This is a genomic window from Flavobacterium salilacus subsp. salilacus, from assembly GCF_004634195.1.
Classification (GTDB): domain Bacteria; phylum Bacteroidota; class Bacteroidia; order Flavobacteriales; family Flavobacteriaceae; genus Flavobacterium; species Flavobacterium salilacus.
In genome coordinates, this window is sequence record NZ_SKBP01000010.1 from 19,133 (window position 1) to 42,727 (window position 23,595).

A 23,595-nucleotide genomic window follows, 5' to 3' on the forward strand; every position below is an offset into this window, starting at 1 on the left:
ATAATTTTTATAAAAAGGTTGGGAAGCTATAAAAATAGTAACCACCTTGTTTATTATGTTTCTTTATACAGCATACATTGTTTACTTTTGTAAAAACGGAAATAATCATAATATTCGCATGACAACACAACAACTATACAACCAAATACTACAAAAACAATCTTTTCTGTGTATAGGGTTGGATACCGATATGGAGCGTATACCGCAGCACCTGCTGGCAGCAGAAGACCCAATGTTTGAATTCAATAAAGCGATTATTGATGCAACGCATGATTTGGCAGTAGCATACAAATCCAATACAGCTTTCTATGAGGCGCACGGACTCAAAGGCTGGCAGTCGCTGGAAAAAACTATAAATTACCTAAACATCAAACATCCTGAAGTTTTTACCATAGCCGATGCCAAGCGTGGCGACATTGGTAATACGTCGGCAATGTATGCTAAGGCATTTTTGCAGGATATGAATTTCGATTCGGTAACGGTGGCGCCCTATATGGGTAAAGACAGTGTTTCGCCGTTTCTTGCCGTGAAAAACAAGTTTACCATATTGCTTGCCTTAACCTCGAATGAAGGTGCGTTTGATTTCCAGACACAAACTATAGGCGATGAAGAGTTATACAAAGTAGTATTAAAAACATCGCAAACATGGGAGAACCGCGAAAACCTGATGTATGTAGTGGGTGCCACCAAAGCAGAGCATTTTGCCGAAATACGCAAAATAGTACCCGATAATTTTTTGCTTGTACCTGGTGTGGGCGCACAAGGGGGCAGCCTGCAAGAGGTATGCCAATATGGGATGAACGATAAAGTAGGGCTTTTGGTTAACTCATCACGAGGAATTATTTATGCTTCCAACGGAGAAGATTTTGCCGAAAAAGCGCGAGAAGAAGCTCTGAAAATACAACAGGAAATGGCAAAGTTGCTTTCATAATCCGGTAATTATAGTATGAAAACTTATATTGACCAAATGGGTAATACTGTAACACTGGAAGCTGTACCGCAACGCATTGTATCGTTAGTGCCTTCGCAAACAGAGTTGCTTTTTGATTTGGGTTTAGAGGACAGGATTGTGGGTATTACTAAGTTTTGCGTACACCCGTATCATCTTAAATCGACTAAAAAGATAATAGGAGGGACTAAAAAAGTGCATATCGAAAAAATTAAACTTTTGCAGCCTGATATTATTATTGCCAATAAGGAGGAGAATACAGAAGAAATAGTAACAGCCTTGCGCGAAGTAGCTCCTGTATGGGTAAGCAATATTATTACAGTGCAGGATAGTCTTGATATGATTGCTGCACTTGGGCAACTATTTGCCGTGCGTACCCAAGCACAACAATGGATTGATAAAATAAATCATGCTGTAGCTGATTTTAACAACTTTATGCAGGGCAGGGAGGTTCAAAAAGCAGCCTATCTTATTTGGAAAAACCCTTATATGGCAGCAGGTGGAGATACTTTTATCAACGAAATGCTGAAACTGAATAAGTTTACCAATATTTATGAAGACAGGGGCAGGTATCCTGAAATTATAATCCAAAAAATGCGTATTCAGGGCGATCCTGATGTAGTATTGCTTTCCTCTGAACCTTATCCTTTTAAAGAAGAAGACGCTTTTGAAATAGGGCGGTTTACCCACCATGCCAAAACGGTTTTTGTAGATGGCGAGATGTTTTCGTGGTATGGCAGCCGAATGGTAAAAGCCTTTCCGTATTTCAAGCAGTTACAGGAAAGAATAGGCTAACTATTTTATATTTTTAAATAAAGTAAGGTATTCTTTTGCGGTATCAAATTCTTCATAACCCGTCCTTCCTATAACGCGACCATACTTGTTTAGTATTACGATATACGGAAAAAAGCCGTTACGGTTGTAACGCTCCGTGAGTATCATGTTCATTTTATTTACATCTACCGGGTCTGGTATGCCTTTTTTCTCAGGAAATTCAGCACGCAGCAAAATCCAGCTTTTTTCGGCTTCGGCTTTAAATTCCGGGCTTTGCCATACTTTTCTTTCCAGTTCTGTACAGCGTTCGCACCAGTCAGACCCTGTAAACAGCAAGAGGATGTTTTTCTTTTCCGCAGCAGCTTTATTTTTGGCAGCGTCAAAATCAGTATGCCACTCCTGGCAAAAACTTACTGTGTTTACCATTAAACATATTGCTGCTAAATACCCTTTCAAAGTCTTAAATTTTCAGTAAAAGTATAAAAAATACATACTCATGAGATGCTTTTGGTTAAAAACATTGGGCAATAATCTTTTTTAGTCCCCGATTATGTACATCGTATTTTAGAAGGAAAGTTCAAAAAATAATAGTAAAAATTTAAAAAATCAGGCTCCGAAGTATCACTTATACCACTATAATCGACATAAGCTACCATCCTGATTTACAAATAATAAAAATGCCGATATAATACAATATCGGCATTTTTCTAACTAACCCTAACCAAATGTGAGAAAACTCATTTATTTGAGTGCAAAATAAATAATTAATATTCGCATATTTGTTAAGCGTATGTTATTTATATGTTATTGATAATGAATTTGGTAAATAGTTTAATCTTGCAGCGCAAATACTTTTTTAAGTAATACGGATGTCCTCTCGTTAATGTTGGTGCGTATCTCTTTTTCTTCTACCGCTATCATAGTAAAAACACCCTCTAAGGCTTTGTTGGTAACATAATCGGTAAGATCCGGGTTTACTTTTTCTACAAAGGGCACAGCGTTATATTTAGTAATTATACTGCTCCATACCTTGTCAGCCCCCACTTTATCAAAAGACGATTTTATAACAGGGTTGAATTTGGTATATAATTTTGATGAGGTAGTGGTTTGCAGGTAGTTTGTAGCTGAGTTATCAGCTCCCATCAATATGTTTTTAGCATCGTTAAAAGTCATGTTCTTAACAGCATCTACAAATATTGGTGTAGCTTCTTTTACGGCATCTTCCGCAGCGCGGTTCATCATTTTCAGTCCCTCGTCAGCAAGGCTTCCCATACCAATTTTTCTCAGGGTATTATCTACTTTTTGCAGTTCTGCCGGTAAAAGTATTTTTACCAATTGATTTTTATAAAAACCATCCGTTTTGGTAAGCTTGGCTACTTGTTTATCAATACCTTTATCTAAAGCTTCTTTAAGTCCTGATGCGATGTCGGCATTACTCAAGCCTCCTACTCCTGATTGTGGCAGTTGCGATGCTACTTGCTGTAGCTCGGCACAGCCCGAAAGCGTGAACGATGCGGCAAGGATAATTCCAAATATTTTCTTCATGGGTATATGCTTTTGTTTAATCCTGTAAAGCAAATACTTTTTTCAATAAATCGGAAGTTCTCGAAGATAAATTTGTTCTTATATCCTTTTCTTCTATTGCTATCATGGTAAAAACACCTTCCAGCGCTTTGTTGGTAACATAGTCGGTAAGGTCAGGATTTACTTTGCTTACCAGCGGTATGCTGTTATATTTTGTTATAATCTTTTCCCAAACGGTATCAGCGCCTACTTTTTGTAACGATTCGTTTACTACAGGGCTAAACTTGGTATATAGGGGTTGTGTGGTTGTTTTTTCTAAGTATTGTGTAGCCGAGTTGTCGGCACCCATCAATATATTTTTGGCATCGTTAAAACTCATGTTGGTTATGGCATTTACAAATATGGGTGTAGCTTCTTTTACAGCATCTTCGGCAGCACGGTTCAGCACTTTTATACCCTCGTCAGCAAGTTCGCTCATACCTACTTGGCGTAATTTTTTATCTACCTTTTGCAGTTCCTCCGGTAAAAGTATTTTTACTGCTTCGTTTTTATAAAATCCATCTTCGGCTGTTAGTTTGGTAACTTGGTCGGTAACACCTTTATTCAGTGCTTCCTTAAGTCCTGAAGCTATATCTGTATTATTGAGTGAACTGTTTCCTGTTACACTGCTTACTTTCTCTTTTGCCTTGTTAAGAACGTCTTTAAACTGCGCATTGGCAGTTGTAGTGATGATGGCAATTAACAGTAAGGAAAAAAATGTTTTTTTCATGATTTGTAAATTTTATATGAGCCATACAAAAACTGTTCCAATAGGATGTCACTATTTTGGTATAGGCATAAACAATCTTATATTTACAATTATGCAAATTAAAAACCATACTTTTATGCTAATAACCTATAAATATATTAATTATGAAGCATGATAAACTAACTACAGCCTCCGGCCGACCTTATACAGAAAATGAAAATTCGCAAACTGTAGGACCTCGCGGACCAATTTTATTGCAGGATTATATACTGCACGAAAAAATGGCTCATTTTAACAGGGAGCGCATTCCTGAAAGAGTGGTACATGCCAAAGGTTCTGCTGCATTCGGTACGTTTACGGTAACCCATGATATTACTAAATATACCAAAGCTAAGCTGTTTTCGGAAATTGGGAAAAAGACAGACACCCTACTTCGTTTTTCTACAGTAGGAGGCGAAAAAGGCTCTGCCGATACAGAGCGCGACCCGCGCGGATTTGCACTCAAGTTTTATACCGAAGATGGTAACTGGGATTTGGTAGGAAATAATACTCCGGTATTTTTTGTAAAAGACCCTAAAAAATTTGGCGACTTTATACACACTCAAAAACGCGACCCGCAAACCAATATGAAATCACCCACAATGATGTGGGATTTCTGGTCACTTAATCCTGAAAGCCTGCATCAGGTATTAATATTAATGAGCGACAGGGGTACGCCATACGGATACAGACACATGCATGGGTTTGGCAGCCATACTTTTTCTTTCATCAATAAAGATAATGAACGGTTTTATGTAAAGTTCCATATTAAAACCGCACAGGGAATTAAAAACTTTACTGATAGCGAAGCGACAGAAATGAAGGGTAAAGATCCTGATTTTGCGCAGCGTGACCTTTTCGAAAATATTCAGCAGGGTAACTACCCCAAATGGAACTTTAAAATACAGGTAATGCCCGAAGCAGAAGCAAAAACCTATCCTATAAACCCGTTTGACCTTACTAAAGTATGGCCGCATGCCGATTATCCGCTTATAGATGTAGGAGTACTTGAGCTGAACCGTAATCCTGATAATTATTTTCAGGATGTAGAGCAGTCAGCATTTGCACCCGCACACGTGGTAGATGGTATTAGTTACTCGCCGGATAAGATGCTTCAGGGAAGGTTGTTATCATACCCTGATGCACATCGTTACAGGCTGGGAGCTAATTATGAGCAGATACCCGTAAACCGTTGCCCTTTTGCGGTAAATAACTATCAGAGAGACGGAGCGATGCGCATTGATGGCAATGGTGGCAGTAACCCCAATTATTTCCCAAACAGTTTTGACAACATTACAATAGATGAGAGCTACAAAGAACCGGCTTGGGAGTTGGAAAGTACAATTGCCGACTGGTATGACCGTAATGCAGAAAATGAGAATGACCATTACACACAACCGGGAAATCTTTTCCGATTGATGACCGATGAAGCCAAAGCCAATACCATAAGCAACATAGTAGGAGCTATGAGCGGAGTAAACGGACCTAAGAAAGAAGAAATAATTAACAGGCAGCTTTGTCATTGGTTTAGAGCCGATGTTAACCTGGGTATGGCAGTCGCCAAAGGTTTAGCTGTTACTGTAGATATGAATATGATGCGATAAAATAACTGTTTTGTAAACTATATTAAGCCTCTGCACAGCAGGGGCTTTTTTATTGTTTTACGTAATAAAATAGTGCCAGAACAAAGAATTGACTAACTTGCTGGTACTTTCAAATTATCTTAGAATGAAAATAATTGAACTGGAACTGCTTAGTGATAATATTCCTGAAACGGAATCTTTTTATAAAGAAGTTTTAGGATTAGAACCCTACCATAAGGAAGGTAAAACGGTACTTATTTATGAGGTGGGATATACAAAACTTATTTTCAGGAAATCAGAGAATGTAAAACCTGTATATCATTTTGCCATTGATGTGCCTAATAATCGGTTTGATGAAGGACATCGTTACATGAAAGGTAAAGTTAGCATTATACCTGTACCCGGCGGAAGCGATATTGCCGATTTTAGGAACTGGCATGCCCGGTCTTTCTATTTTTATGATAATAATGGTAATATAGTAGAATTTATAACCCGTTATGATAACAATGTGGTGTCTGATAAAGCTTTTGACAGTGAATCTTATATATCAATAAGCGAGATAGGTTTGGTGACACCCAGAGTTCCTGAGTTTGCCGATATGATTACTGCAAGGCTTGGAGTGCCTGTTTTTCACAGGCAGCCACGCGCAGACCGGTTTACCGTTATGGGTGATGATGACGGTCTTTTTATCATTGCCGAAACCGGACGTGAGTGGTATCCTGTAACAATAAAAGCACATTCTTACCATACTCGTATCTTATTTATGAACGGAGGAGTTGTACACCAGTTCATAAAATAACAAGACATTTACTATATACTTTATATATTCTCCGTTTCTTAGCTCCAAAGTTTTTTAAGAGAATATAATTGTCCTGTTGCCGTACACCATTATCTTTCGTTCACTATGTAGCTTTACAGCTCTACTCAGTACCATGCGCTCCATGTCCCGTCCTTTAATAATAAAATCGTTTATAGAATGGATGTGTGATACACGTATAGTATCCTGTTCAATTATAGGACCTTCATCCAATTCTTCGGTAACATAATGGCTGGTAGCACCAATTATTTTTACTCCTCTGTTATAGGCAGAATGGTAGGGCTTTGCGCCCGGGAAAGCAGGAAGGAACGAGTGGTGTATATTAATTATTTGATTAGAAAAGAGGCTAAGAAGTTTAGGTCCGATAATCTGCATATATCGTGCAAGTACTATAAATTCGATATTATGCTCTTTTAAAATTGCTATTTGTTGTTCTTGCGCACTGTCTTTTATTTCTTTGGTAAATGGAATATGGTAGAATGGTATGTCAAACCTTTGTGCAATGTATTCAAGTTCTTTATGATTGCTTATTATCAAAGGGATTTCTACATTCAGTTCTCCCATGTTGGTTCGGGCAAGGATATCATACACGCAATGCTCATATTTTGATATAAAAAGCGCCAGCCTTAATTTGTGTTGTTTTTCATACCATTGCCAGTAAATTTTAAAAGCCTCGGCAACCTCTTTATTAAACTGATACTTTAAGTTTTCAGAGTCAGTATTTTCAGGAAGCTCACATTCAAGCCTCATAAAGAACATATTGTTAATGTTGTCAACATACTGGTCTATATACACAATATTACCGCCTGCCTGCAAAAAGAAATTAGTTACGGTAACTATTATTCCTTTGGCATCATTACAATGTAACTGTAAGATAATTCGGTTCATTTTTTAGTTATTTAAGTGATAAAACTAAACATAAAAGATCATTTTTTCGGGTCTTGTTTCACTTTTATGTTTTCAGCTAATTGATAGGTAAATTTTTATATTATTCTTATCTTTCGGCTCGAAAAATGAATATCTTTTAACAATGGAACAAGCACAGCCTTATACCCCTAAAAATAAAGTAAGAATAGTTACAGCAGCTTCACTATTTGATGGTCACGATGCAGCGATAAATATTATGCGTCGTATCATTCAATCGACAGGTGTAGAAGTTATACACCTCGGGCACGACCGTAGTGTGGAAGAAGTAGTAAATACAGCTATACAGGAAGATGCCAACGCCATAGCCATGACATCCTACCAAGGCGGACATAACGAATACTTTAAATACATGTACGACCTGCTTAAAGAAAAAGGAGCAGGGCACATAAAAATATTTGGCGGCGGCGGCGGAGTTATCCTGCCCGAAGAGATAAAAGAACTTCACGAATATGGTATTACCCGTATTTACTCACCGGATGACGGGCGCGAGCTTGGGCTGCAAGGAATGATAAACGATTTGGTACAGCAGGCAGATTATTCAAGCCCATCCCTAACCCTTCCCGAAGGGAAGAGAATAGAACAAGCTCTTGATGAAAAGGAAATCCCCGCTATTGCGAGGCTTATATCATTAGCAGAAAATTATCCTGCCGAATACCATAAAGTTTTTCAGCCTTCTTCGGAGGCTTCCCCTTTGGGGGCGGGAGGGGCTATCCCCGTGTTGGGTATAACCGGTACAGGTGGTGCGGGTAAATCATCATTAGTAGATGAGCTGGTACGTCGTTTCCTTATCGACTTCCCAGAAAAAACTATCGGGCTTATCTCTGTTGACCCATCGAAACGTAAAACAGGTGGTGCATTATTGGGCGACCGTATCAGGATGAATGCCATAAATAACCCAAGGGTATATATGCGTTCGCTTGCTACACGCCAAAGTAACTTAGCACTTTCTAAATATGTAGCCGAAGCCATACAAGTGCTTAAAGCTGCAAAATATGATATTATAATTCTTGAAACATCGGGTATTGGGCAATCTGATACCGAGATATTAGAGCATTCTGATGTGTCGTTATATGTAATGACACCTGAGTTTGGTGCTGCTACACAGTTGGAAAAAATTGATATGCTTGATTTTGCCGACCTTGTAGCGATTAATAAGTTTGACAAACGCGGTTCGCTGGATGCACTTCGGGATGTAAAAAAGCAATACCAACGCAATCATAACCTATGGGATGCAAACCCTGACGATTTGCCTGTGTTTGGTACAATCGCTTCGCAGTTTAATGACCCGGGCATGAATACTCTCTACAAAAAGATAATGGATACTGTTGTAGAGAAAACAGGTGCTGACTTAAAGTCAACATTTGAGATTACCCGCGAAATGAGTGAAAAGATATTTGTGATACCGCCAAATCGTACCCGTTACCTTAGTGAAATTGCTGAGAACAACCGCAGTTACGACGAAACGGCTAAAACACAGCAGGAAGTAGCACAAAAGCTGTATGGTATCTTTAAAACGATAGAATCGGTATCAGGAAAAATGCCTGTGCTTACCAAATTTGGTATTGAAGCGGATAATGATTGGAACAGCAATGACTTCCTTAAATTACTGGTAGCAGAGTTCGACCGTGTAAAAATGAATTTAGACCCCTATAACTGGGAAATTATCCTGACTTGGGACGAAAAAGTAAATAAATACAAAAATCCTGTATATACTTTTAAAGTAAGGGATAAGGAAATAAATATACAAACGCATACCGAATCGCTTTCGCATTCGCAAATACCAAAAGTAGCCCTGCCTAAATATCAGGCATGGGGCGATATACTGCGTTGGTGCTTGCAGGAAAACGTACCGGGAGAGTTTCCTTTTACGTCAGGATTATATCCGTTTAAACGTGAGGGAGAAGACCCAACCCGTATGTTTGCAGGAGAGGGAGGGCCGGAGCGTACTAACCGTCGTTTTCACTATGTGAGCTTGGGTATGCCGGCAAAACGTTTATCTACAGCGTTTGACAGTGTTACATTATACGGTAACGACCCTGATTATCGCCCTGATATTTACGGTAAAATTGGTAATGCAGGAGTTTCCATCTGCTGTCTGGATGATGCTAAAAAACTGTATTCAGGTTTCAACTTAGCACACCCAATGACATCGGTAAGTATGACTATAAATGGTCCTGCACCAATGTTACTTGGTTTCTTTATGAATGCTGCGATCGACCAACAATGTGAGCTTTACATTAAAGAAAACGGACTGGAAAAAGAAGTTGAAGCAAAAATCAAAAAAATATATGCCGATAAAGGCGTAGAGCGTCCGCGTTATAACGGAGCTTTACCACAGGGTAACGACGGTCTTGGGTTAATGCTGCTTGGCGTTACCGGAGATATGGTATTGCCTTCGGATGTATATAACGAAATAAAAGTACGTACCCTGAGCCAGGTGCGTGGTACAGTACAAGCCGATATATTAAAAGAAGACCAGGCACAAAATACCTGTATTTTTTCTACCGAGTTTGCCCTCCGATTAATGGGCGATGTGCAGGAGTATTTTATTACTAATAATGTCAGGAACTTTTATTCGGTTTCTATATCGGGTTACCACATTGCCGAAGCCGGAGCAAACCCAATTACACAGCTTGCCTTTACGCTTGCCAATGGGTTTACGTATGTAGAGTACTACCTGAGCAGAGGTATGAATATCAACGATTTTGGTCCTAACCTTTCGTTCTTCTTTAGTAATGGTATCGACCCTGAGTATGCCGTGATAGGTCGTGTGGCGCGAAAAGTATGGGCTAAGGCACTTAAAAACAAGTACGGAGCAAATGAGCGTGCACAGATGTTGAAGTATCACATACAAACATCAGGGCGTTCACTGCACGCACAGGAAATCGACTTTAACGACATCCGTACTACATTGCAGGCACTATATGCAATATATGATAACTGCAACTCGCTGCATACCAATGCGTATGATGAGGCGATTACTACCCCTACCGAGGAAAGCGTACGCCGAGCTATGGCAATACAGCTAATCATCAATAAAGAACTTGGGCTTGCCAAGAATGAAAACCCGATACAGGGCTCGTTCATTATAGAAGAATTAACTGACCTTGTAGAGGAAGCCGTACTTGCCGAGTTTGACTGTATTACAGAGCGTGGCGGTGTACTGGGCGCTATGGAAACCATGTACCAGCGCAGTAAAATACAGGAAGAAAGCCTGTATTACGAAACGTTGAAACATACCGGCGAGTTCCCGATTATTGGGGTAAATACCTTCCTGAGCAGTAAAGGTTCGCCAACGGTTGTACCGCTTGAGGTTATCCGTGCTACGGAAGAAGAAAAACAATTCCAGATAGAAACGTTGAGAACCCTACATAGCGCTCATGCCGAAAAGGTTAAAGAAACCCTTGCGGTAATACAGGAAACTGCTATACAAAACGAGAATATTTTTGAAAAGCTTATGGAAGCTACCAAAGTAAGCTCGTTAGGGCAAATTACTGCTGCGTTGTTTGAAGTAGGCGGGCAGTACAGGAGGAATATGTAAAATATAGATTTTTTGAAAATTTGATTATATGATAAAGCCTTTCCAATCGGGAGGGCTTTTTTTGTTACTGACATTTTGGCATTAATTTAACATATTTAAAAAAGGCATAAAATTTGTTAAATTATTTATATATTATTTATAAAAACTATAAATTATGCCAAACAATTACAGAAGGATTCCACATTTTATTCAAGCTAAACTGAACAATTTTCAACAAGAGAATGTACAAGTCAGTATTGTTAAAAGAATTTCTGAACGAGATTTCGATAGTCAGGGATTTCGAAATTTTAATTTTAGAATTGAAAATAATAATTTAAATTATTTAGATAATTTCATTCCAGAAGCTACTAATGGTACTTATAGTAAGAGAAATATAAATGGGTTTAAAATTACTCATAGAGACCAAGAAAAGATATATAAAACATGGTATGCTGGAGAAAGACCAATCTATGGAGATTGGACAAAAGGATCTTTTTCATTATATATTAGGAAATTAGCATATCCTTCCACTACTATCCCTCCTAAAGAATTATCAATAAATTTGGAAATTTTAAATGATGAACTTTTAAATAATGAAAGATATTTTACTGTTAGGGTTTATGTTGATGAGTGTTTAAATAGAAACGATGAGAATTTTTTAATTGATTTACTCTGTAATATAAATTTGCTTCAAGAAAATTTTAGAGAAGTTGATGTGCATGAAACAAATTTGACAAGAGAGGAATATTTAAGGACATTGGTTGTTGATTGGGATTTTTTTCCTCCTGGTACAAGAGAAGGTGATATTCAAAGGATACTTAATAGAAGACCTAATGCAAACAGAAATTATATCAATACATTAGGTGATAGGTATGATGTAATGATGTCTCTAAATCCTCAAAATATAATATCTGGAAAAAGTGGGATGAGAAATTATTTTGGGGTTCAATACGCAGAAAATTTAGTTGCTTTTGAGAACTTACAGTATGGCAATGCTATTTACATCTTATTTGAGAATTGGAGGGAGTTAAGTACTTTAAGTAGAACAGAACTTCTAAAAAGACCAGAAGATCAATTTTTTAGGATTGAACATAAATTCGGATGGCAAACCCTTTTTGCAAGAACTATACGGGGTAAAAGAACTAATTAAGATTCGAAAAAGCCTTTCCATTTGGAAAGGCTTTTTATTTGTTTGAACAACTCATCAGTATCATATTACAGTTCAGTATTGTTTTTTATGACGGTTATATGTTGTGGTGCAACTTTGTACCATCAAAAAACAACAGTTATAATGAAATCAATCTTTACAATTATTTTTCTTTGTGTTTGTAATACAATTTTTGCACAGGTAACCATAAGCGGAAAAGTAGTTGACGCTAATAATAAGCCGATTACGGCTGCCAATGTGTATATTGATGGTACGTATGACGGCGCGGTTACTGCAGAGGATGGTACTTTCTCTTTTGAAACTACGGCAACGGGAAACCGAACCCTTGTGATATCGTTTATTAGTTATGAGGAAGCAAGGCAGCCGATAGTAGTAGAGGAATACAAACCACAAACTTATAAGCTGCGCGAAAATGTAAACACGCTCGATGCGGTGGTTATCTCGGCAGGAACATTTCAGGCGGGAGATAATACTAAAACTAACGTTTTAAAACCGTTAGATATTGTTACCACCGCAGGCAGTGCAGGCGATATTATAGCAGCTTTGCAAACATTACCCGGTACGCAAACCGTAGGCGAAAGCGGCAGGCTGTTTGTACGTGGTGGAGAGGCAGACGAAACTCAAACGTTTGTAGATGGCATCAGGGTGGCACAGCCTTATGGTGCGAGTGCTAATAACATACCCACACGCGGTCGTTTTTCGCCTTTTCTGTTTAAGGGGATGACGTTTTCTACAGGAGGGTACTCGGCAGAGTATGGCGAGGCACTTTCCAGTGTGCTGCTGCTTAATACGATTGATGAGCCGGAACAGGAGCAAACCGATATATCGCTTATGACGGTAGGGCTGGGGCTTGGTAATACCCAAAAATGGGAAAAGAGCTCGCTTAGTATTAATATGGCTTACATCAACTTAGAGCCTTACCAGTGGTTGATACCGCAAAATGTGAGCTGGAATAAACCCTATCAGTCATTATCGGGCGAAGCGGTATATCGTTATAAATTTGCCAATGGTTTGTTGAAAACTTATGTAGCTTTCGACCATGCCGATTTCAGCATTAATCAAAAGGATATCAATTTTACCGATCCTGTACGCACGGGTATTGATAATGATAACCTGTATGTTAACAGTTCTTACAACGGGGTGTTGGGCAATATGTGGTCTGTACACACCGGGTTTAGCTATGGGTACAGCCATAATGATATAGGTATAAATGAAAATAGCGTTACTAACGGAGAGCACAGTTCGCATATAAAACTACGATTGAAAAAAACAATTACCAATCAGTTTAAGTTGACTTTTGGCGGTGATTATTTCATCACTGATTTTAATGAAGATTATAACGAGCCTACGGGTTTCTCCTATAACAGCGGTTATAACAACTCGATAGCGGCGCTGTATGCCGAAACCGATATATTTTTCTCGAAAAACCTGGCGTTAAAAGCAGGTTTGCGTACTTCTAACTCAAGTGTATTGGGAGAAACTTCTTTCGAACCCAGAGTGGCATTAGCTTATAAGGTGGGTAAAAAAGGGCAGTTCTCTGTAGCCTATGGCGATTTTTACCAAACACCGCGACAGGACTACCTGAAGTATTACCAAAATTTTGAGTACGAAAAAACATCGCACTATATTGCTAATTATATGTATAACCATAACGGACGCACTTTTAGGGCAGAGGCATATTATAAAGACTATGCCGATTTGGTAAAGTATGATACCAATATGCTTCAATATAACACACAGTTCAATAATACCGGTAGCGGTTATGCACAGGGGCTCGACTTGTTTTGGCGGGACGATAAAACGGTTAAAAACCTGGAATACTGGATTTCGTATTCCTACATAGATAGTGAGCGCGATTACAGAAATTATGAAAACTCAGTAACACCGTCATATATTGCTACGCATAATTTCTCTGTAGTAACAAAGTATTGGATAAACGCATTGAGGTCGCAGTTGGGGGTAACGCATACATTTAATTCAGGTCGCCCTTATGACAATCCTAACGAAGCCGCTTTTATAAACGGAAAAACCCAAAGCTATAATAACCTCAGCATAAGTTGGGCATGGTTGCTAACCCAGCAAAAAATATTGTACTTCTCAGTTTCCAATGTTACAGGCAACGATAATGTATTTGGGTACAGTTATGCCAATACCCCTGACGTAAGCGGACAGTTTGCCCGACAGGCTATTACCCAGCCTGCTGACCGTTTCTTTTTTGTAGGCTTTTTCTGGACGATTAGTAATGACAAGAAAACAAATCAGTTAGAGAATTTGTAGTTATACAGCGGACTTATTTATTTATTTATCTTTTCTTCAAGATAATTATAATTCCCTTCAATTAATGCTTGTAAATATTTTGAGGTGTCTTCTTCTGTTTGATCTAGTAATTCGGAAACATAGTTTTTATTCATAGCCTCAGTAAGTCCAAACCATTTTTTTACTTTTTTTGGGCGTTTATAAAAAATGTAAAATATATAATCACTATGTGAGCCAACAGCTGAAATTGATAAGCTATGTTTATTCTCTTTATTCTCAAATTCTAATGTGGGCGACCAGTTAATGTCTTTTTCATTAGCTTCTTCAAGTTGTTTAAGGAAAAAACGCCAATCATAATTTTTGAAAAATAAGATTATATTATTCTTACTAATATCTGCTTCTATTGCAGTAGGCTTAAGAGGCTCAAGTATATATTGTTTAAATTGGCTCATGCTGATTATTTTTAGTCAAATATAAACCAAATAACAACTCATCATTAAAAACCGACAGTTCAGATAAACACTTTTTCATGCTTGTATAAACCTTTGCATCTTTGTACTGTTAAATTATAACAACCATTAAAACTTAAAAATATGATACGATTAATTACAATGTTCGTTTTATTAGTATGCAGCACACTAAGTGCACAATCGCAGTATGAAACAGGAATGCAAAAAGCATTAGGATTATGGGGAGAAGGCAAACCTACAGAAGCATCAGCTTTATTTGAAAGAATAGGAGGTGCCGAGAAAGATAACTGGTTACCGCCTTATTATGTAGCATTAGTTAATACCGTAGCTGCTTTCCAGCCTGATAATAAGGATAAAGTACCTGCGTTGCTGGCTAAAGCACAAGAAGCTCAGGATAAAGCGATGATGATTGCTCCTGATAATGCCGAACTTCTGGTAATGCAGGCTATGATACACACAGCATGGATAGTTTACGACCCTATGACTAACGGTATGAAGCTTTCAGGAAAAGTAAATGCCATTTATGCCAAAGCATTGGCTATAGCACCGGAGAACCCCAGAGTGGTTTTTTCTAAAGCCGATTTTGAAATAGGTTCGGCTAAATATTTTGGCAGCGATACTACCCCTATGTGCGCTGAAATAGAGCGTGCCATAGAACTTTTTGCTACCTTTAAGCCTGAGACACCTTTTCACCCAACATGGGGACTGGACAGAGCAACACAGCAATTAGAGCAGTGCAATAAATAAAAACAAGCAGCAATGATTAAGGCATTATTTAAAGATTTTCTTAAAGCACTGGGGCTTGGTGTCATCATTTTTGTGGTGTTGGTAATTATTGCCGTTGCCTCAGGAGAAACTGTAGGCTGGAACTTTCAGTTGTTTACAGGGTTTCTTTTTACAATGCTTTATACCGTTATGCTGTACGGAGCTAACACTCTTGTATTTGCTACTATGGCAAAGGTTTTTAATAACCAAAAAGCCTTTGTAATACGCATACTCACAGGTTTTATAGCTTCGGTTTTGGTATCTATGCTGGTCATATTCCTTTTAAGGATATTTGAAGATATAGTAGTAGAAGGCGAATCGTGGCAGGAGTTTTGGGCAGAGGAGAAACTCTCAAACTACTATGTAGCCATGATTATTACCCTTATAATGAGTATGCTGGGACATATTTTTTATTTCTATAAAAGATATCAGGAAAACAGGGTAAAGCAACAAAAAATTATTGCCGGTACGGCTTCGGCAAAATTTGAAACACTTAAAAATCAGATAGACCCGCACTTTCTTTTTAACAGCCTTAATGTACTAAGCTCACTCATAGAAGAAAATCCGGATAGTGCGCAACGGTTTACTACATCGCTCTCTAAAGTATATCGTTATGTACTGGAACAGCGCGATAAAGAATTGGTAAGTGTACAGGAAGAACTGGCATTTGCAAAGACGTATATGAACCTCCTGAAGATGCGTTTTGAAAACAGTATCTCTTTTGAAATGCTGGATACGACAACAAACCCTGAAGCCAAAGTAGTGCCACTGTCATTACAATTATTACTGGAAAATGCAATAAAGCACAACATAGTAAGCCAGCAAAAGCCCTTACGCATTAAAATTTTTGAAGAAAAGGGCTACTTGGTAGTACAAAATGATTTCAGAAAAAAAGAAGTACTTAATAGCCGAAAAGGAGTAGGGCTTCAAAACATTGTAAGTCGTTATGATATTATTACAAATCGGAAGGTAATTATCGAGCAAACACAAGAGTATTTTACGGTAAAGCTGCCGATACTGACAAAACAAGTGACAATCATGGAAAAGCCGGTATATACCGAAACAGAAACCAGTTATTATAAAGCACAAAAAAGAGTAGAGGATATAAAAGGCTTTTATGGTCACCTTACCTCATATATAGTGGTTACTACAGGTTTAATACTACTTAACGTTATTACATCGCCACAGCATTTGTGGTTCTTATATCCTGCTATGGGTTGGGGTATAGGGCTTGCCGTACACGGAATGAGTGTTTTTAATTATTTACCATTTTTGGGTAATAACTGGGAGGAGCGCAAAATAAAGGAGTATATGGAACAAGAAAAGAACGATAATTGGAGGTAGTTATGGAAAAGAAGCATAATGAAGGAGCTTACCAACGAGCGCAAAAAAAGGTAAAAGAAATAAAAGGATTTTATATTAACCTCGCCTGCTATTGTATAGTAATACCAGTATTGATATATATAAACCTGAGGTTTACCCCTGAATATCATTGGTTTTGGTATTCTACAATTGCTTGGGGTAGCGGAGTGCTAATACACGGGCTTGCTGCTTTCGGTCATTTACCCTATATGAGCCAAAATTGGGAAGAACGCAAAATAAGAGAATTTATGGAGGAAGAGAGGAATAAAAAACAAGGGAGGAATGAAAAAGAATCATAACAATCCTGAGGCTTATATACAAGCAGAAAAAAAAGTAACAGCCATAAAAGGATTTTACTTTAACTTGCTCATATACATTATTACAAATTCGATACTGATATATTTTAACCTCGTTTACAATTCTCATTTTCATTGGGTATGGTATTCTGTGCTATTATGGGGAATAGGCATGTTACTGTACGGTATAGTAGTATTTGGTTACATACCATTTATGAACCGAAACTGGGAAGAACGAAAACTGAGAGAACTGATAGAAAAAGAGAATTTTAAAGAACAAGATATAAATAATGTAGCAGCACCATTAAACAAACAAATACAATATGATCGCGCCAAAAATAGAGTACGCGCTTTAAGGAATTTTTACAGACACCTTACTGCCTATATATTAGTCATTATTGTTTTACTGGTAGTAATTTGGATAGGGTTACAAACAGGGCAGGACTTGTTTATGTATATTGCATATGGTACAGCATTGGGTTGGAGTATAGGGCTTATTGTTCACGTCTCCAAAGTATTTGGGACTTCGTTGGTTATGGGTAAAGGCTGGGAAGAGCGAAAACTTAGAGCATTAATGGAAAAAGAGCATGAGAAACGAACAAAATATAAATAATATGGAAAGGCCGTTAGAAGAACAAATGCGATATGATCGTGCAAAAAAGAGAGTGAAAGCTATAAAAGGTTTTTTTATGCACCTTACGGCTTATATATTAGTAAATGCTTTTTTACTGGTGCTAATTTGGGCAGGGCTGAAGCAGGGAGAAGCCTTTTTTACTTTTGGTCATTTCAGTACTGCTTTCTTTTGGGGGTTCGGGCTTCTGTTTCATGCTTTAGGCGTTTTCGGGGCAAATATGTTTTTAGGTAATAATTGGGAAGAACGCAAAATAAAAGAAATGATGCAGCAAGAGCATGATAAATCTCAAAAATGGGAGTAAATAGAATTAAGAATTAAGAATTAAGAATTAAGAATTAAGAATTAAGAATTAAGAATTAAGAATTAAGTTTTATACTAATAACTGTGAACTTTAACTTAACAATCATCAACTGGCAATGAACGTTATTATTATTGAAGATGAAAAGCCGGCAGCAAGGCTGTTGCAGCGCAAACTACAAAAACTGGGCGTAGAGGCAAACATGATGTTGCACTCAGTAGAAGAGTCTGTAACATGGTTCAGCAATAACCGGCATCCCGATCTTATTTTTCTGGATATACAGCTTTCCGACGGACTTTCGTTCGAAATATTTGAAGCCATACAAATTAACAGCGCAGTTATTTTTACTACTGCTTATGATGAATATGCCCTGCGCGCATTTAAGCTGAACAGTATCGACTATTTATTAAAACCTATAGATGAGGATGATTTGGAAATGGCTATCAGTAAGTACAGAGAGCACCGTCCGCAACCGCAAAACCTGTCGCTCGATTTTGAACAGATAAAACGCATGCTGGTAAACCCTATTGAAAAAAGCTACAAAAAGCGATTTACAATAAAGATGGGACAACGCTTAAAAGTAGTAAATGTAGAAGATGCTGAATGCTTTTTTAGCGAAAATAAAGGGACTTATATACATACTAAAGACAATAGGGACTATCTTTTAGAATGTACTTTGGAACAATTGGAAAGTGAGCTTGACCCGGAAAAATTTTATCGCGTGAGTCGAAAACATATTGTAAACATAGATGCCATTAATGATATAGTAGTATATACAAACTCCCGTTTAAAAGTTATATTTCCCAGCTATAACGAAGATGAGGTTATTGTAAGCCGCGAGCGTGTAAGCGATTTCAGGCAATGGCTGGGTAATTAATAGGACTGTTAATGAAAAACAGAAAACTGCTTTATAAACAGGTAATTCCATTTATTTGAAATTAAATCCCCTTTATAAAACAGTTATCCTAAATAAAATGTGGTTCACAAAAAGCTATTCTATTCGAATAGCGATTTAATCTCTTTTTTTGTTTTTCCCACTTTCTTTTCAATGCGTCCCCACATTTCATCTTCTTTACCTTCTTCATACAGCAAATCATCGTCTGTAAGTTCTGCATACTTTTGTTTAAGTTTTCCCTTAAACTCGTTCCAGTTTCCTTTAATCTCTTGTGAATTTGGCATGGCTTCTATTTTTTTAAGTTTTCTAATACTGTAAATTTAGTATGGGGTTTCTAAAATTACTGCCAAAGCCGTGCTAAGGTTATCACAAAGTTTATTTACTTAGCCTGTGTAGCGTATAAACCATTGAAGTCAGCAGGAAGAAGGCAACCACTTGGTGTGCCAGCCCTAACCATAACGGAACTCTTAATAACAGTGTGAAAACTCCTAATATAAATTGTATAAATACAATTATCACAAGAGCATTTAACCCGTTTTTTTGTTGCGAATTCAAGATAAATTTCCTGCTTTTAAAATATAGAAATAGTATTGATCCTACTACAATGTAAGCCATTATTCGGTGTACAAATTGTACACCGCTTTGTCCCTCAGTTAATGCTGCGGCAAGAGTAGGTTTTTCTACAAAAATACTATCATGCATAAACTGCCCTTCACTCATTAGTGGCCAATGGTTATGTATAAGCCCCGCATTAAGCCCGGCTACAAAACCGCCATAAATGATTTGTATGAGTAATATAACTAAAGCAATACGAGCAATTTTTTTAAGCGGAGTTATCGCTGCTTTTCGTTCAGGATATATAATATCAAGAGCTACCCAAAGAGTGTATGCAAAAGTGATGAAAGCAAAAGTAAGGTGTAATGATAGCCTAAAGTGGCTCACATCTGGGTTATCTATTAAACCGCTCTTTACCATAAACCAGCCAAAAAAACCTTGTAAAGCTCCCATGCCCAGTAGTATAAAGCATTTACCAATAGTAGCTTTGTCAAGCTTTTTGCGGATAAGAAAATATATAAATGGTAGTATAAATACAATACCTATTACACGACCTATGAGCCTGTGAAACCACTCCCAGAAATAAATAAACTTATAATCATCCAGTGTAAAATCGTTATGGATGTTTATTTTTTGGTATTCAGGAAACTTTTTATATTCTTCAAAGGCATGCTCCCACTTTTCCTCACTCATAGGAGGGAACGTATCGGTAACCAAATGCCAGTCGGTCATAGAAAGCCCTGAATTGGTAAGCCGGGTAATACCGCCCACTACTACCATTATAAACACTAATATACAACCGGCAAGCAGCCAGGTAATAACAGCCTTGTTCTGTTTCATAACTTAATGTTATTATTGTTTTTCAATCCCATTTTTTCTGCCTTTGCCATCATAAAATCGTAAGCAGGCTGATATTCGTTGGGTATTTCACCTTCCAGTATCGCCTCTTTAATAGCTTCTTTAAGCACACCTATTTCCCTGCAGGGTTTCAGGCTAAAAGTTTCCATAATTTCCTCTCCGCTGATGGGCGGTTGAAAATTACGCACATGGTCGCGCTCCTCAACCTCTACAATTTTTTGACGTACTATTTTAAAATTCTTATGGTACTTTTTAAACTTTGCAGCGTTTTTGGTGGTAATATCCGCTTCGCACAGCGTCATTAAGTTTTCTACATCATCGCCGGCATCAAATATCAACCTGCGCACTGCCGAGTCGGTAACAATATCCTGTGCCAACACTATAGGGCGAGAGCTTAGCATTACCATTTTTGCCACAAACTTCATTTTTTGGTTCAATGGCATGTGCAGTCTTTCAAACAGTTTTTTAACCATTTTTCCGCCAATAAATTCATGCCCGTGAAATGTCCACCCAATTTTTTTATGAAACTTTTTAGTCGGTGCTTTTCCAATGTCATGCAGCAGAGCAGCCCATCGCAGCCATACATCATCTGTATTCGGTACAATGTTATCTACTACCTCCAGCGTATGGTAAAAATTATCTTTATGGGTTTGTCCCTCCACTTCCTCTACACCTTGCAGCGCAGTGAGTTCGGGTAGTATAATGTGCAATAACCCGGTTTGATGCAACAGTTTAAAACCTATAGAGGGCACATCGGTCATTAATATCTTGTTCAGCTCATCTACTATACGCTCACCCGATATAATGTTGATACGCTCTTTATTTCGTGTTATCGCGTTAAGCGATTCCTCTTCTATCGTAAAGCCCAGTTGGGCAGCGAAGCGTATGGCACGCATCATTCGCAAGGGGTCATCCGAATAGGTAATATCCGGATCTAAAGGTGTACGGATAACTTTGTTATGTAAATCCTCAACACCGTTAAAAGGATCTATAAGTGTACCGAAATCTTCTTTATCCAATGAAAGTGCCAGTGCATTTATGGTAAAATCACGACGGTTTTGGTCGTCTTCCAACGTGCCGGTGGCTACCAGTGGTTTACGGCTCTCCCATTCGTATGATTCTTTGCGTGCGCCTACAAACTCAACATCTATAAAATCGTTAGGTTCGTTTTCATAGTGCAACATTGCGGTGCCATAGTTTTTAAATACCTGTACTTTTGGTTTATTGGGGAGCAGTTTTGCTACCTGTTGTGCCAAATCGATACCGCTGCCTACGGCAACAATATCAATATCTTTTTTGAAATTTCGTTGTAATAAAAAATCTCTTACAAAACCGCCGATAACGTAACTTTTCACGTTTAGTTGGGCAGCAGCTTGCGAGGTTATATTAAATATGTTGTTATTTAATGCTTGTTCGTATGAAATAGTCTCTTTCATTAAGGGCGAATAACTTTTACCTGTAAATCATTGCCGAGTTTGATAATAGTTGATGGTTTGGCGGCAATTTTATCGTGATGCAAATTTACGACATAGTCCACGCCATCCAAAATATGATGGTCTATTTCTTTAAAAGAATTTGGTGTTGGCATTCCGCCTATATTTGCCGACGTAGATACCAACGGTTTTTTCATACGCTCCATAAGTTTATAACAAAAAGGTTCTTTTACCAGGCGCACGCCAAGCGTGTTATCATTAGCTATAACGTTGGCAGCTACATTACGCGGATTATCAAGTATCAAGGTAGTAGGTTTATCGCTAAGTTCTATTATTTCCCATGCCACTTCGGGTATTTCTTTAAACACATTATACATCATGCGGTCGCTGTTCATAAGCACAATCATGCTTTTGCTTTCCTCACGTTGTTTCAGCTCATAAATTTTTTTTACGGCTTCGGCGTTCGTAGCATCACAGCCAATACCCCAAACGGTATCGGTAGGATAAAGGATAATCCCTCCGTTTTTTATTACTTCAAAAGCGTTGTGTACTTCGTCGTTTATATTTTGATCGCTCATAGCTAATTAAATTTCAAAATTGTTTATGGTTTCTACAATCGTTTTAATTTCCTCATCGGTTAGTACCGGGCTTATGGGTAAGCTCAATACTTCATTATGTATTTGTTCGGTTATAGGGAATGATAAACTGTTCCATTCTTTATAAGCCTCTTGTTTGTGTGGCGGTATAGGATAGTGGATAAGGGTTTGTATTCCGCTTTCGGTTACATACTGCTGTAGTTTTGCCCTGTTTTTGGTACGAATGACATATAAGTGCCAAACGTGTTGGTTTTCATCAGTAGGCAATTCAGGTAGTATAATAGCAGGGTTGGTTATGTTCCGGCTATAATACTCCGCAATTTCCCTTCGTTTTTGGTTTTCTTCGTCCAAATAAGGCAATTTTGCATTGAGTACCGCAGCCTGTATTTCGTCTAATCGGGAATTAAGCCCCTGATATTTATTTACATATTTTTCTTCCGAACCATAGTTGGCAATAGCTTTGATGGTGTTTGCCAACGCTTCATCAGTAGTAGTTACGGCTCCGGCATCGCCCAGCGCGCCTAAATTTTTACCGGGATAAAAGCTAAAGCCCGCAGCATCGCCCAAGTTACCTGTTTTTATGCCATTCCACATTGCTCCTATAGCCTGTGCATTATCTTCAATAATTTTCAGGTTATGTTTCACGGCGAGTTGTTTCAACTCCTCAGAAAATACAGCTTGCCCGTACAGGTGCACTATCAGTATGGCTTTTGTTTTTGCGGTAATTTTTTCTTCTATTTTACTGATGTCAATATTATAATTATCAATATCAGGTTCTACTAATACGGGAATAAGGTTGTTATCGGTAACGGCAAGCACAGAGGCTATATAGGTGTTGGCAGGAACAATAACCTCGTCGCCATGCTGCATTATGCCAAGCTGTGTATAGGCTTTAAAAATAAGTCGCAGCGCATCCAGCCCGTTAGCAACACCTATGGCATGCTTTGTTCCGATATAGTGGGCAAGATTTTGCTCAAACTGTTTCACTTCTTCCCCAAAAATATACCAACCGCTCCTGAAAGTTTTGAGCAGGCGGTGTTCAATTTCCTGCTGATGCAACAGGTTAATTTTTTGGAGGTCGAGAAACTTTATCATAAAATGGATTTATTATATGGCAAATTTACTTTT

General features: G+C 38.1%; 23 protein-coding genes. 13 read left to right on the plus strand and 10 right to left on the minus strand.

All coding sequences use genetic code 11. From position 1 onward, the window contains the following. The first annotated feature begins 118 nt into the window (after window positions 1-118). Together pyrF and E0W68_RS11480 are read left to right on the plus strand one after the other, a co-directional pair. Entirely contained in the window at window positions 119-931 is an 813-nt protein-coding gene (gene pyrF, locus E0W68_RS11475) for an orotidine-5'-phosphate decarboxylase (RefSeq protein WP_135219578.1), read from the plus strand. Window positions 932-946: 15 nt separating this feature from the next. Continuing rightward, the gene (locus E0W68_RS11480) at window positions 947-1,744 is read left to right on the plus strand and encodes an ABC transporter substrate-binding protein (protein ID WP_135219579.1); all 798 of its coding nucleotides are present in this window, start codon (window positions 947-949) and stop codon (window positions 1,742-1,744) included. Here the strand turns inward: E0W68_RS11480 and E0W68_RS11485 are convergent, their stop codons facing one another. The 3 genes from E0W68_RS11485 to E0W68_RS11495 form a co-directional block, all read right to left on the minus strand. Next, window positions 1,745-2,149, minus strand: a complete 405-nt coding sequence (locus E0W68_RS11485; RefSeq protein ID WP_135219580.1) for a thioredoxin family protein — start codon at window positions 2,147-2,149, stop codon at window positions 1,745-1,747. Between the two features lie 405 nt (window positions 2,150-2,554). Beyond that, entirely contained in the window at window positions 2,555-3,268 is a 714-nt protein-coding gene (locus E0W68_RS11490) for a DUF4197 domain-containing protein (protein ID WP_135219581.1), read from the minus strand. Between the two features lie 16 nt (window positions 3,269-3,284). Then, complete coding sequence (locus tag E0W68_RS11495; protein ID WP_135219582.1) at window positions 3,285-4,016, minus strand: DUF4197 domain-containing protein; 732 nt, start codon at window positions 4,014-4,016, stop codon at window positions 3,285-3,287. A 143-nt stretch (window positions 4,017-4,159) separates the two neighbouring features. On the opposite strand from E0W68_RS11495, the gene E0W68_RS11500 reads away from it, so the two are divergent. Further along, window positions 4,160-5,638, plus strand: a complete 1,479-nt coding sequence (locus E0W68_RS11500; RefSeq protein ID WP_135219583.1) for a catalase — start codon at window positions 4,160-4,162, stop codon at window positions 5,636-5,638. Window positions 5,639-5,762: 124 nt separating this feature from the next. After that, window positions 5,763-6,416, plus strand: coding sequence for a VOC family protein (locus E0W68_RS11505; protein ID WP_135219584.1), 654 nt, complete (start codon window positions 5,763-5,765; stop codon window positions 6,414-6,416). Between the two features lie 54 nt (window positions 6,417-6,470). Here E0W68_RS11505 and purU read toward each other — a convergent pair whose 3' ends face one another. Continuing rightward, window positions 6,471-7,322 carry a formyltetrahydrofolate deformylase gene (purU, locus tag E0W68_RS11510; protein ID WP_135219585.1) on the minus strand — a complete coding sequence of 284 codons (852 nt, stop codon included), beginning with the start codon at window positions 7,320-7,322 and terminating at the stop codon, window positions 6,471-6,473. A gap of 142 nt (window positions 7,323-7,464) precedes the next feature. Here purU and E0W68_RS11515 point away from each other — a divergent pair, with 142 nt between their 5' ends. From E0W68_RS11515 to E0W68_RS11525, 3 genes are all read left to right on the plus strand, one after another. Next, window positions 7,465-10,902, plus strand: coding sequence for a methylmalonyl-CoA mutase family protein (locus tag E0W68_RS11515; RefSeq protein ID WP_135219586.1), 3,438 nt, complete (start codon window positions 7,465-7,467; stop codon window positions 10,900-10,902). Window positions 10,903-11,056: 154 nt separating this feature from the next. Then, window positions 11,057-12,031, plus strand: a complete 975-nt coding sequence (locus tag E0W68_RS11520; protein ID WP_135219587.1) for a hypothetical protein — start codon at window positions 11,057-11,059, stop codon at window positions 12,029-12,031. Window positions 12,032-12,172: 141 nt separating this feature from the next. Further along, a complete protein-coding gene (locus E0W68_RS11525) occupies window positions 12,173-14,326 on the plus strand; it encodes a TonB-dependent receptor (RefSeq protein WP_135219588.1) in 2,154 nt (717 codons plus the stop codon). Between the two features lie 17 nt (window positions 14,327-14,343). Here the strand turns inward: E0W68_RS11525 and E0W68_RS11530 are convergent, their stop codons facing one another. Then, window positions 14,344-14,757, minus strand: coding sequence for a hypothetical protein (locus E0W68_RS11530; RefSeq protein WP_135219589.1), 414 nt, complete (start codon window positions 14,755-14,757; stop codon window positions 14,344-14,346). 141 nt (window positions 14,758-14,898) lie between these two features. Here E0W68_RS11530 and E0W68_RS11535 point away from each other — a divergent pair, with 141 nt between their 5' ends. The 6 genes from E0W68_RS11535 (at window position 14,899) to E0W68_RS11560 (ending at window position 19,007) form a co-directional block, all read left to right on the plus strand. Further along, window positions 14,899-15,522 carry a tetratricopeptide repeat protein gene (locus tag E0W68_RS11535; RefSeq protein WP_135219590.1) on the plus strand — a complete coding sequence of 208 codons (624 nt, stop codon included), beginning with the start codon at window positions 14,899-14,901 and terminating at the stop codon, window positions 15,520-15,522. A 12-nt stretch (window positions 15,523-15,534) separates the two neighbouring features. Further along, window positions 15,535-16,884, plus strand: a complete 1,350-nt coding sequence (locus E0W68_RS11540) for a 2TM domain-containing protein (protein WP_135219591.1) — start codon at window positions 15,535-15,537, stop codon at window positions 16,882-16,884. A gap of 2 nt (window positions 16,885-16,886) precedes the next feature. Beyond that, window positions 16,887-17,201 (plus strand): 2TM domain-containing protein, encoded by a 315-nt coding sequence (locus E0W68_RS11545; RefSeq protein ID WP_135219592.1) that lies wholly within the window; start codon window positions 16,887-16,889, stop codon window positions 17,199-17,201. Further along, the gene (locus E0W68_RS13865; protein ID WP_162845834.1) at window positions 17,185-17,811 is read left to right on the plus strand and encodes a 2TM domain-containing protein; all 627 of its coding nucleotides are present in this window, start codon (window positions 17,185-17,187) and stop codon (window positions 17,809-17,811) included. The genes E0W68_RS11545 and E0W68_RS13865 overlap by 17 nt, the downstream gene beginning before the upstream one ends. A gap of 1 nt (window position 17,812) precedes the next feature. Further along, window positions 17,813-18,133, plus strand: coding sequence for a 2TM domain-containing protein (locus E0W68_RS11555; protein WP_135219593.1), 321 nt, complete (start codon window positions 17,813-17,815; stop codon window positions 18,131-18,133). Window positions 18,134-18,248: 115 nt separating this feature from the next. Continuing rightward, window positions 18,249-19,007 (plus strand): LytR/AlgR family response regulator transcription factor, encoded by a 759-nt coding sequence (locus tag E0W68_RS11560; protein ID WP_135219594.1) that lies wholly within the window; start codon window positions 18,249-18,251, stop codon window positions 19,005-19,007. Between the two features lie 119 nt (window positions 19,008-19,126). Here E0W68_RS11560 and E0W68_RS11565 read toward each other — a convergent pair whose 3' ends face one another. The 5 genes from E0W68_RS11565 to E0W68_RS11585 form a co-directional block, all read right to left on the minus strand. Then, the gene (locus E0W68_RS11565; RefSeq protein ID WP_135219595.1) at window positions 19,127-19,309 is read right to left on the minus strand and encodes a CsbD family protein; all 183 of its coding nucleotides are present in this window, start codon (window positions 19,307-19,309) and stop codon (window positions 19,127-19,129) included. A 91-nt stretch (window positions 19,310-19,400) separates the two neighbouring features. Further along, window positions 19,401-20,420, minus strand: a complete 1,020-nt coding sequence (locus tag E0W68_RS11570) for a COX15/CtaA family protein (RefSeq protein ID WP_135219596.1) — start codon at window positions 20,418-20,420, stop codon at window positions 19,401-19,403. Then, window positions 20,417-21,874 (minus strand): CCA tRNA nucleotidyltransferase, encoded by a 1,458-nt coding sequence (locus tag E0W68_RS11575; RefSeq protein ID WP_162845835.1) that lies wholly within the window; start codon window positions 21,872-21,874, stop codon window positions 20,417-20,419. The genes E0W68_RS11570 and E0W68_RS11575 overlap by 4 nt, the downstream gene beginning before the upstream one ends. Then, window positions 21,874-22,449 (minus strand): L-threonylcarbamoyladenylate synthase, encoded by a 576-nt coding sequence (locus E0W68_RS11580; RefSeq protein WP_135219597.1) that lies wholly within the window; start codon window positions 22,447-22,449, stop codon window positions 21,874-21,876. Before E0W68_RS11580 ends, E0W68_RS11575 begins: the two co-directional genes overlap by 1 nt. Before the next feature lie 6 nt (window positions 22,450-22,455). Beyond that, window positions 22,456-23,562 (minus strand): DegT/DnrJ/EryC1/StrS family aminotransferase, encoded by a 1,107-nt coding sequence (locus tag E0W68_RS11585; protein ID WP_135219598.1) that lies wholly within the window; start codon window positions 23,560-23,562, stop codon window positions 22,456-22,458. Window positions 23,563-23,595: the final 33 nt, after the last annotated feature.

Excerpts from the sequence above, each read along its gene's own strand:
- E0W68_RS11540 (WP_135219591.1), top strand. The coding sequence starts at position 15,535 with ATGATTAAGGCATTATTTAAAGATTTTCTTAAAGCACTGGGGCTTGGT.
- E0W68_RS11495 (WP_135219582.1), bottom strand. The coding sequence starts at position 4,016 with ATGAAAAAAACATTTTTTTCCTTACTGTTAATTGCCATCATCACTACA.
- E0W68_RS11490 (WP_135219581.1), bottom strand. The coding sequence starts at position 3,268 with ATGAAGAAAATATTTGGAATTATCCTTGCCGCATCGTTCACGCTTTCG.
- E0W68_RS11500 (WP_135219583.1), top strand. The coding sequence starts at position 4,160 with ATGAAGCATGATAAACTAACTACAGCCTCCGGCCGACCTTATACAGAA.
- E0W68_RS13865 (WP_162845834.1), top strand. The coding sequence starts at position 17,185 with ATGAAAAAGAATCATAACAATCCTGAGGCTTATATACAAGCAGAAAAA.
- purU (WP_135219585.1), bottom strand. The coding sequence starts at position 7,322 with ATGAACCGAATTATCTTACAGTTACATTGTAATGATGCCAAAGGAATA.
- pyrF (WP_135219578.1), top strand. The coding sequence starts at position 119 with ATGACAACACAACAACTATACAACCAAATACTACAAAAACAATCTTTT.
- E0W68_RS11480 (WP_135219579.1), top strand. The coding sequence starts at position 947 with ATGAAAACTTATATTGACCAAATGGGTAATACTGTAACACTGGAAGCT.
- E0W68_RS11580 (WP_135219597.1), bottom strand. The coding sequence starts at position 22,449 with ATGAGCGATCAAAATATAAACGACGAAGTACACAACGCTTTTGAAGTA.
- E0W68_RS11525 (WP_135219588.1), top strand. The coding sequence starts at position 12,173 with ATGAAATCAATCTTTACAATTATTTTTCTTTGTGTTTGTAATACAATT.
- E0W68_RS11505 (WP_135219584.1), top strand. The coding sequence starts at position 5,763 with ATGAAAATAATTGAACTGGAACTGCTTAGTGATAATATTCCTGAAACG.
- E0W68_RS11560 (WP_135219594.1), top strand. The coding sequence starts at position 18,249 with ATGAACGTTATTATTATTGAAGATGAAAAGCCGGCAGCAAGGCTGTTG.
- E0W68_RS11485 (WP_135219580.1), bottom strand. The coding sequence starts at position 2,149 with ATGGTAAACACAGTAAGTTTTTGCCAGGAGTGGCATACTGATTTTGAC.
- E0W68_RS11570 (WP_135219596.1), bottom strand. The coding sequence starts at position 20,420 with ATGAAACAGAACAAGGCTGTTATTACCTGGCTGCTTGCCGGTTGTATA.
- E0W68_RS11565 (WP_135219595.1), bottom strand. The coding sequence starts at position 19,309 with ATGCCAAATTCACAAGAGATTAAAGGAAACTGGAACGAGTTTAAGGGA.
- E0W68_RS11515 (WP_135219586.1), top strand. The coding sequence starts at position 7,465 with ATGGAACAAGCACAGCCTTATACCCCTAAAAATAAAGTAAGAATAGTT.
- E0W68_RS11555 (WP_135219593.1), top strand. The coding sequence starts at position 17,813 with ATGGAAAGGCCGTTAGAAGAACAAATGCGATATGATCGTGCAAAAAAG.
- E0W68_RS11530 (WP_135219589.1), bottom strand. The coding sequence starts at position 14,757 with ATGAGCCAATTTAAACAATATATACTTGAGCCTCTTAAGCCTACTGCA.
- E0W68_RS11535 (WP_135219590.1), top strand. The coding sequence starts at position 14,899 with ATGATACGATTAATTACAATGTTCGTTTTATTAGTATGCAGCACACTA.
- E0W68_RS11545 (WP_135219592.1), top strand. The coding sequence starts at position 16,887 with ATGGAAAAGAAGCATAATGAAGGAGCTTACCAACGAGCGCAAAAAAAG.
- E0W68_RS11520 (WP_135219587.1), top strand. The coding sequence starts at position 11,057 with ATGCCAAACAATTACAGAAGGATTCCACATTTTATTCAAGCTAAACTG.
- E0W68_RS11585 (WP_135219598.1), bottom strand. The coding sequence starts at position 23,562 with ATGATAAAGTTTCTCGACCTCCAAAAAATTAACCTGTTGCATCAGCAG.
- E0W68_RS11575 (WP_162845835.1), bottom strand. The coding sequence starts at position 21,874 with ATGAAAGAGACTATTTCATACGAACAAGCATTAAATAACAACATATTT.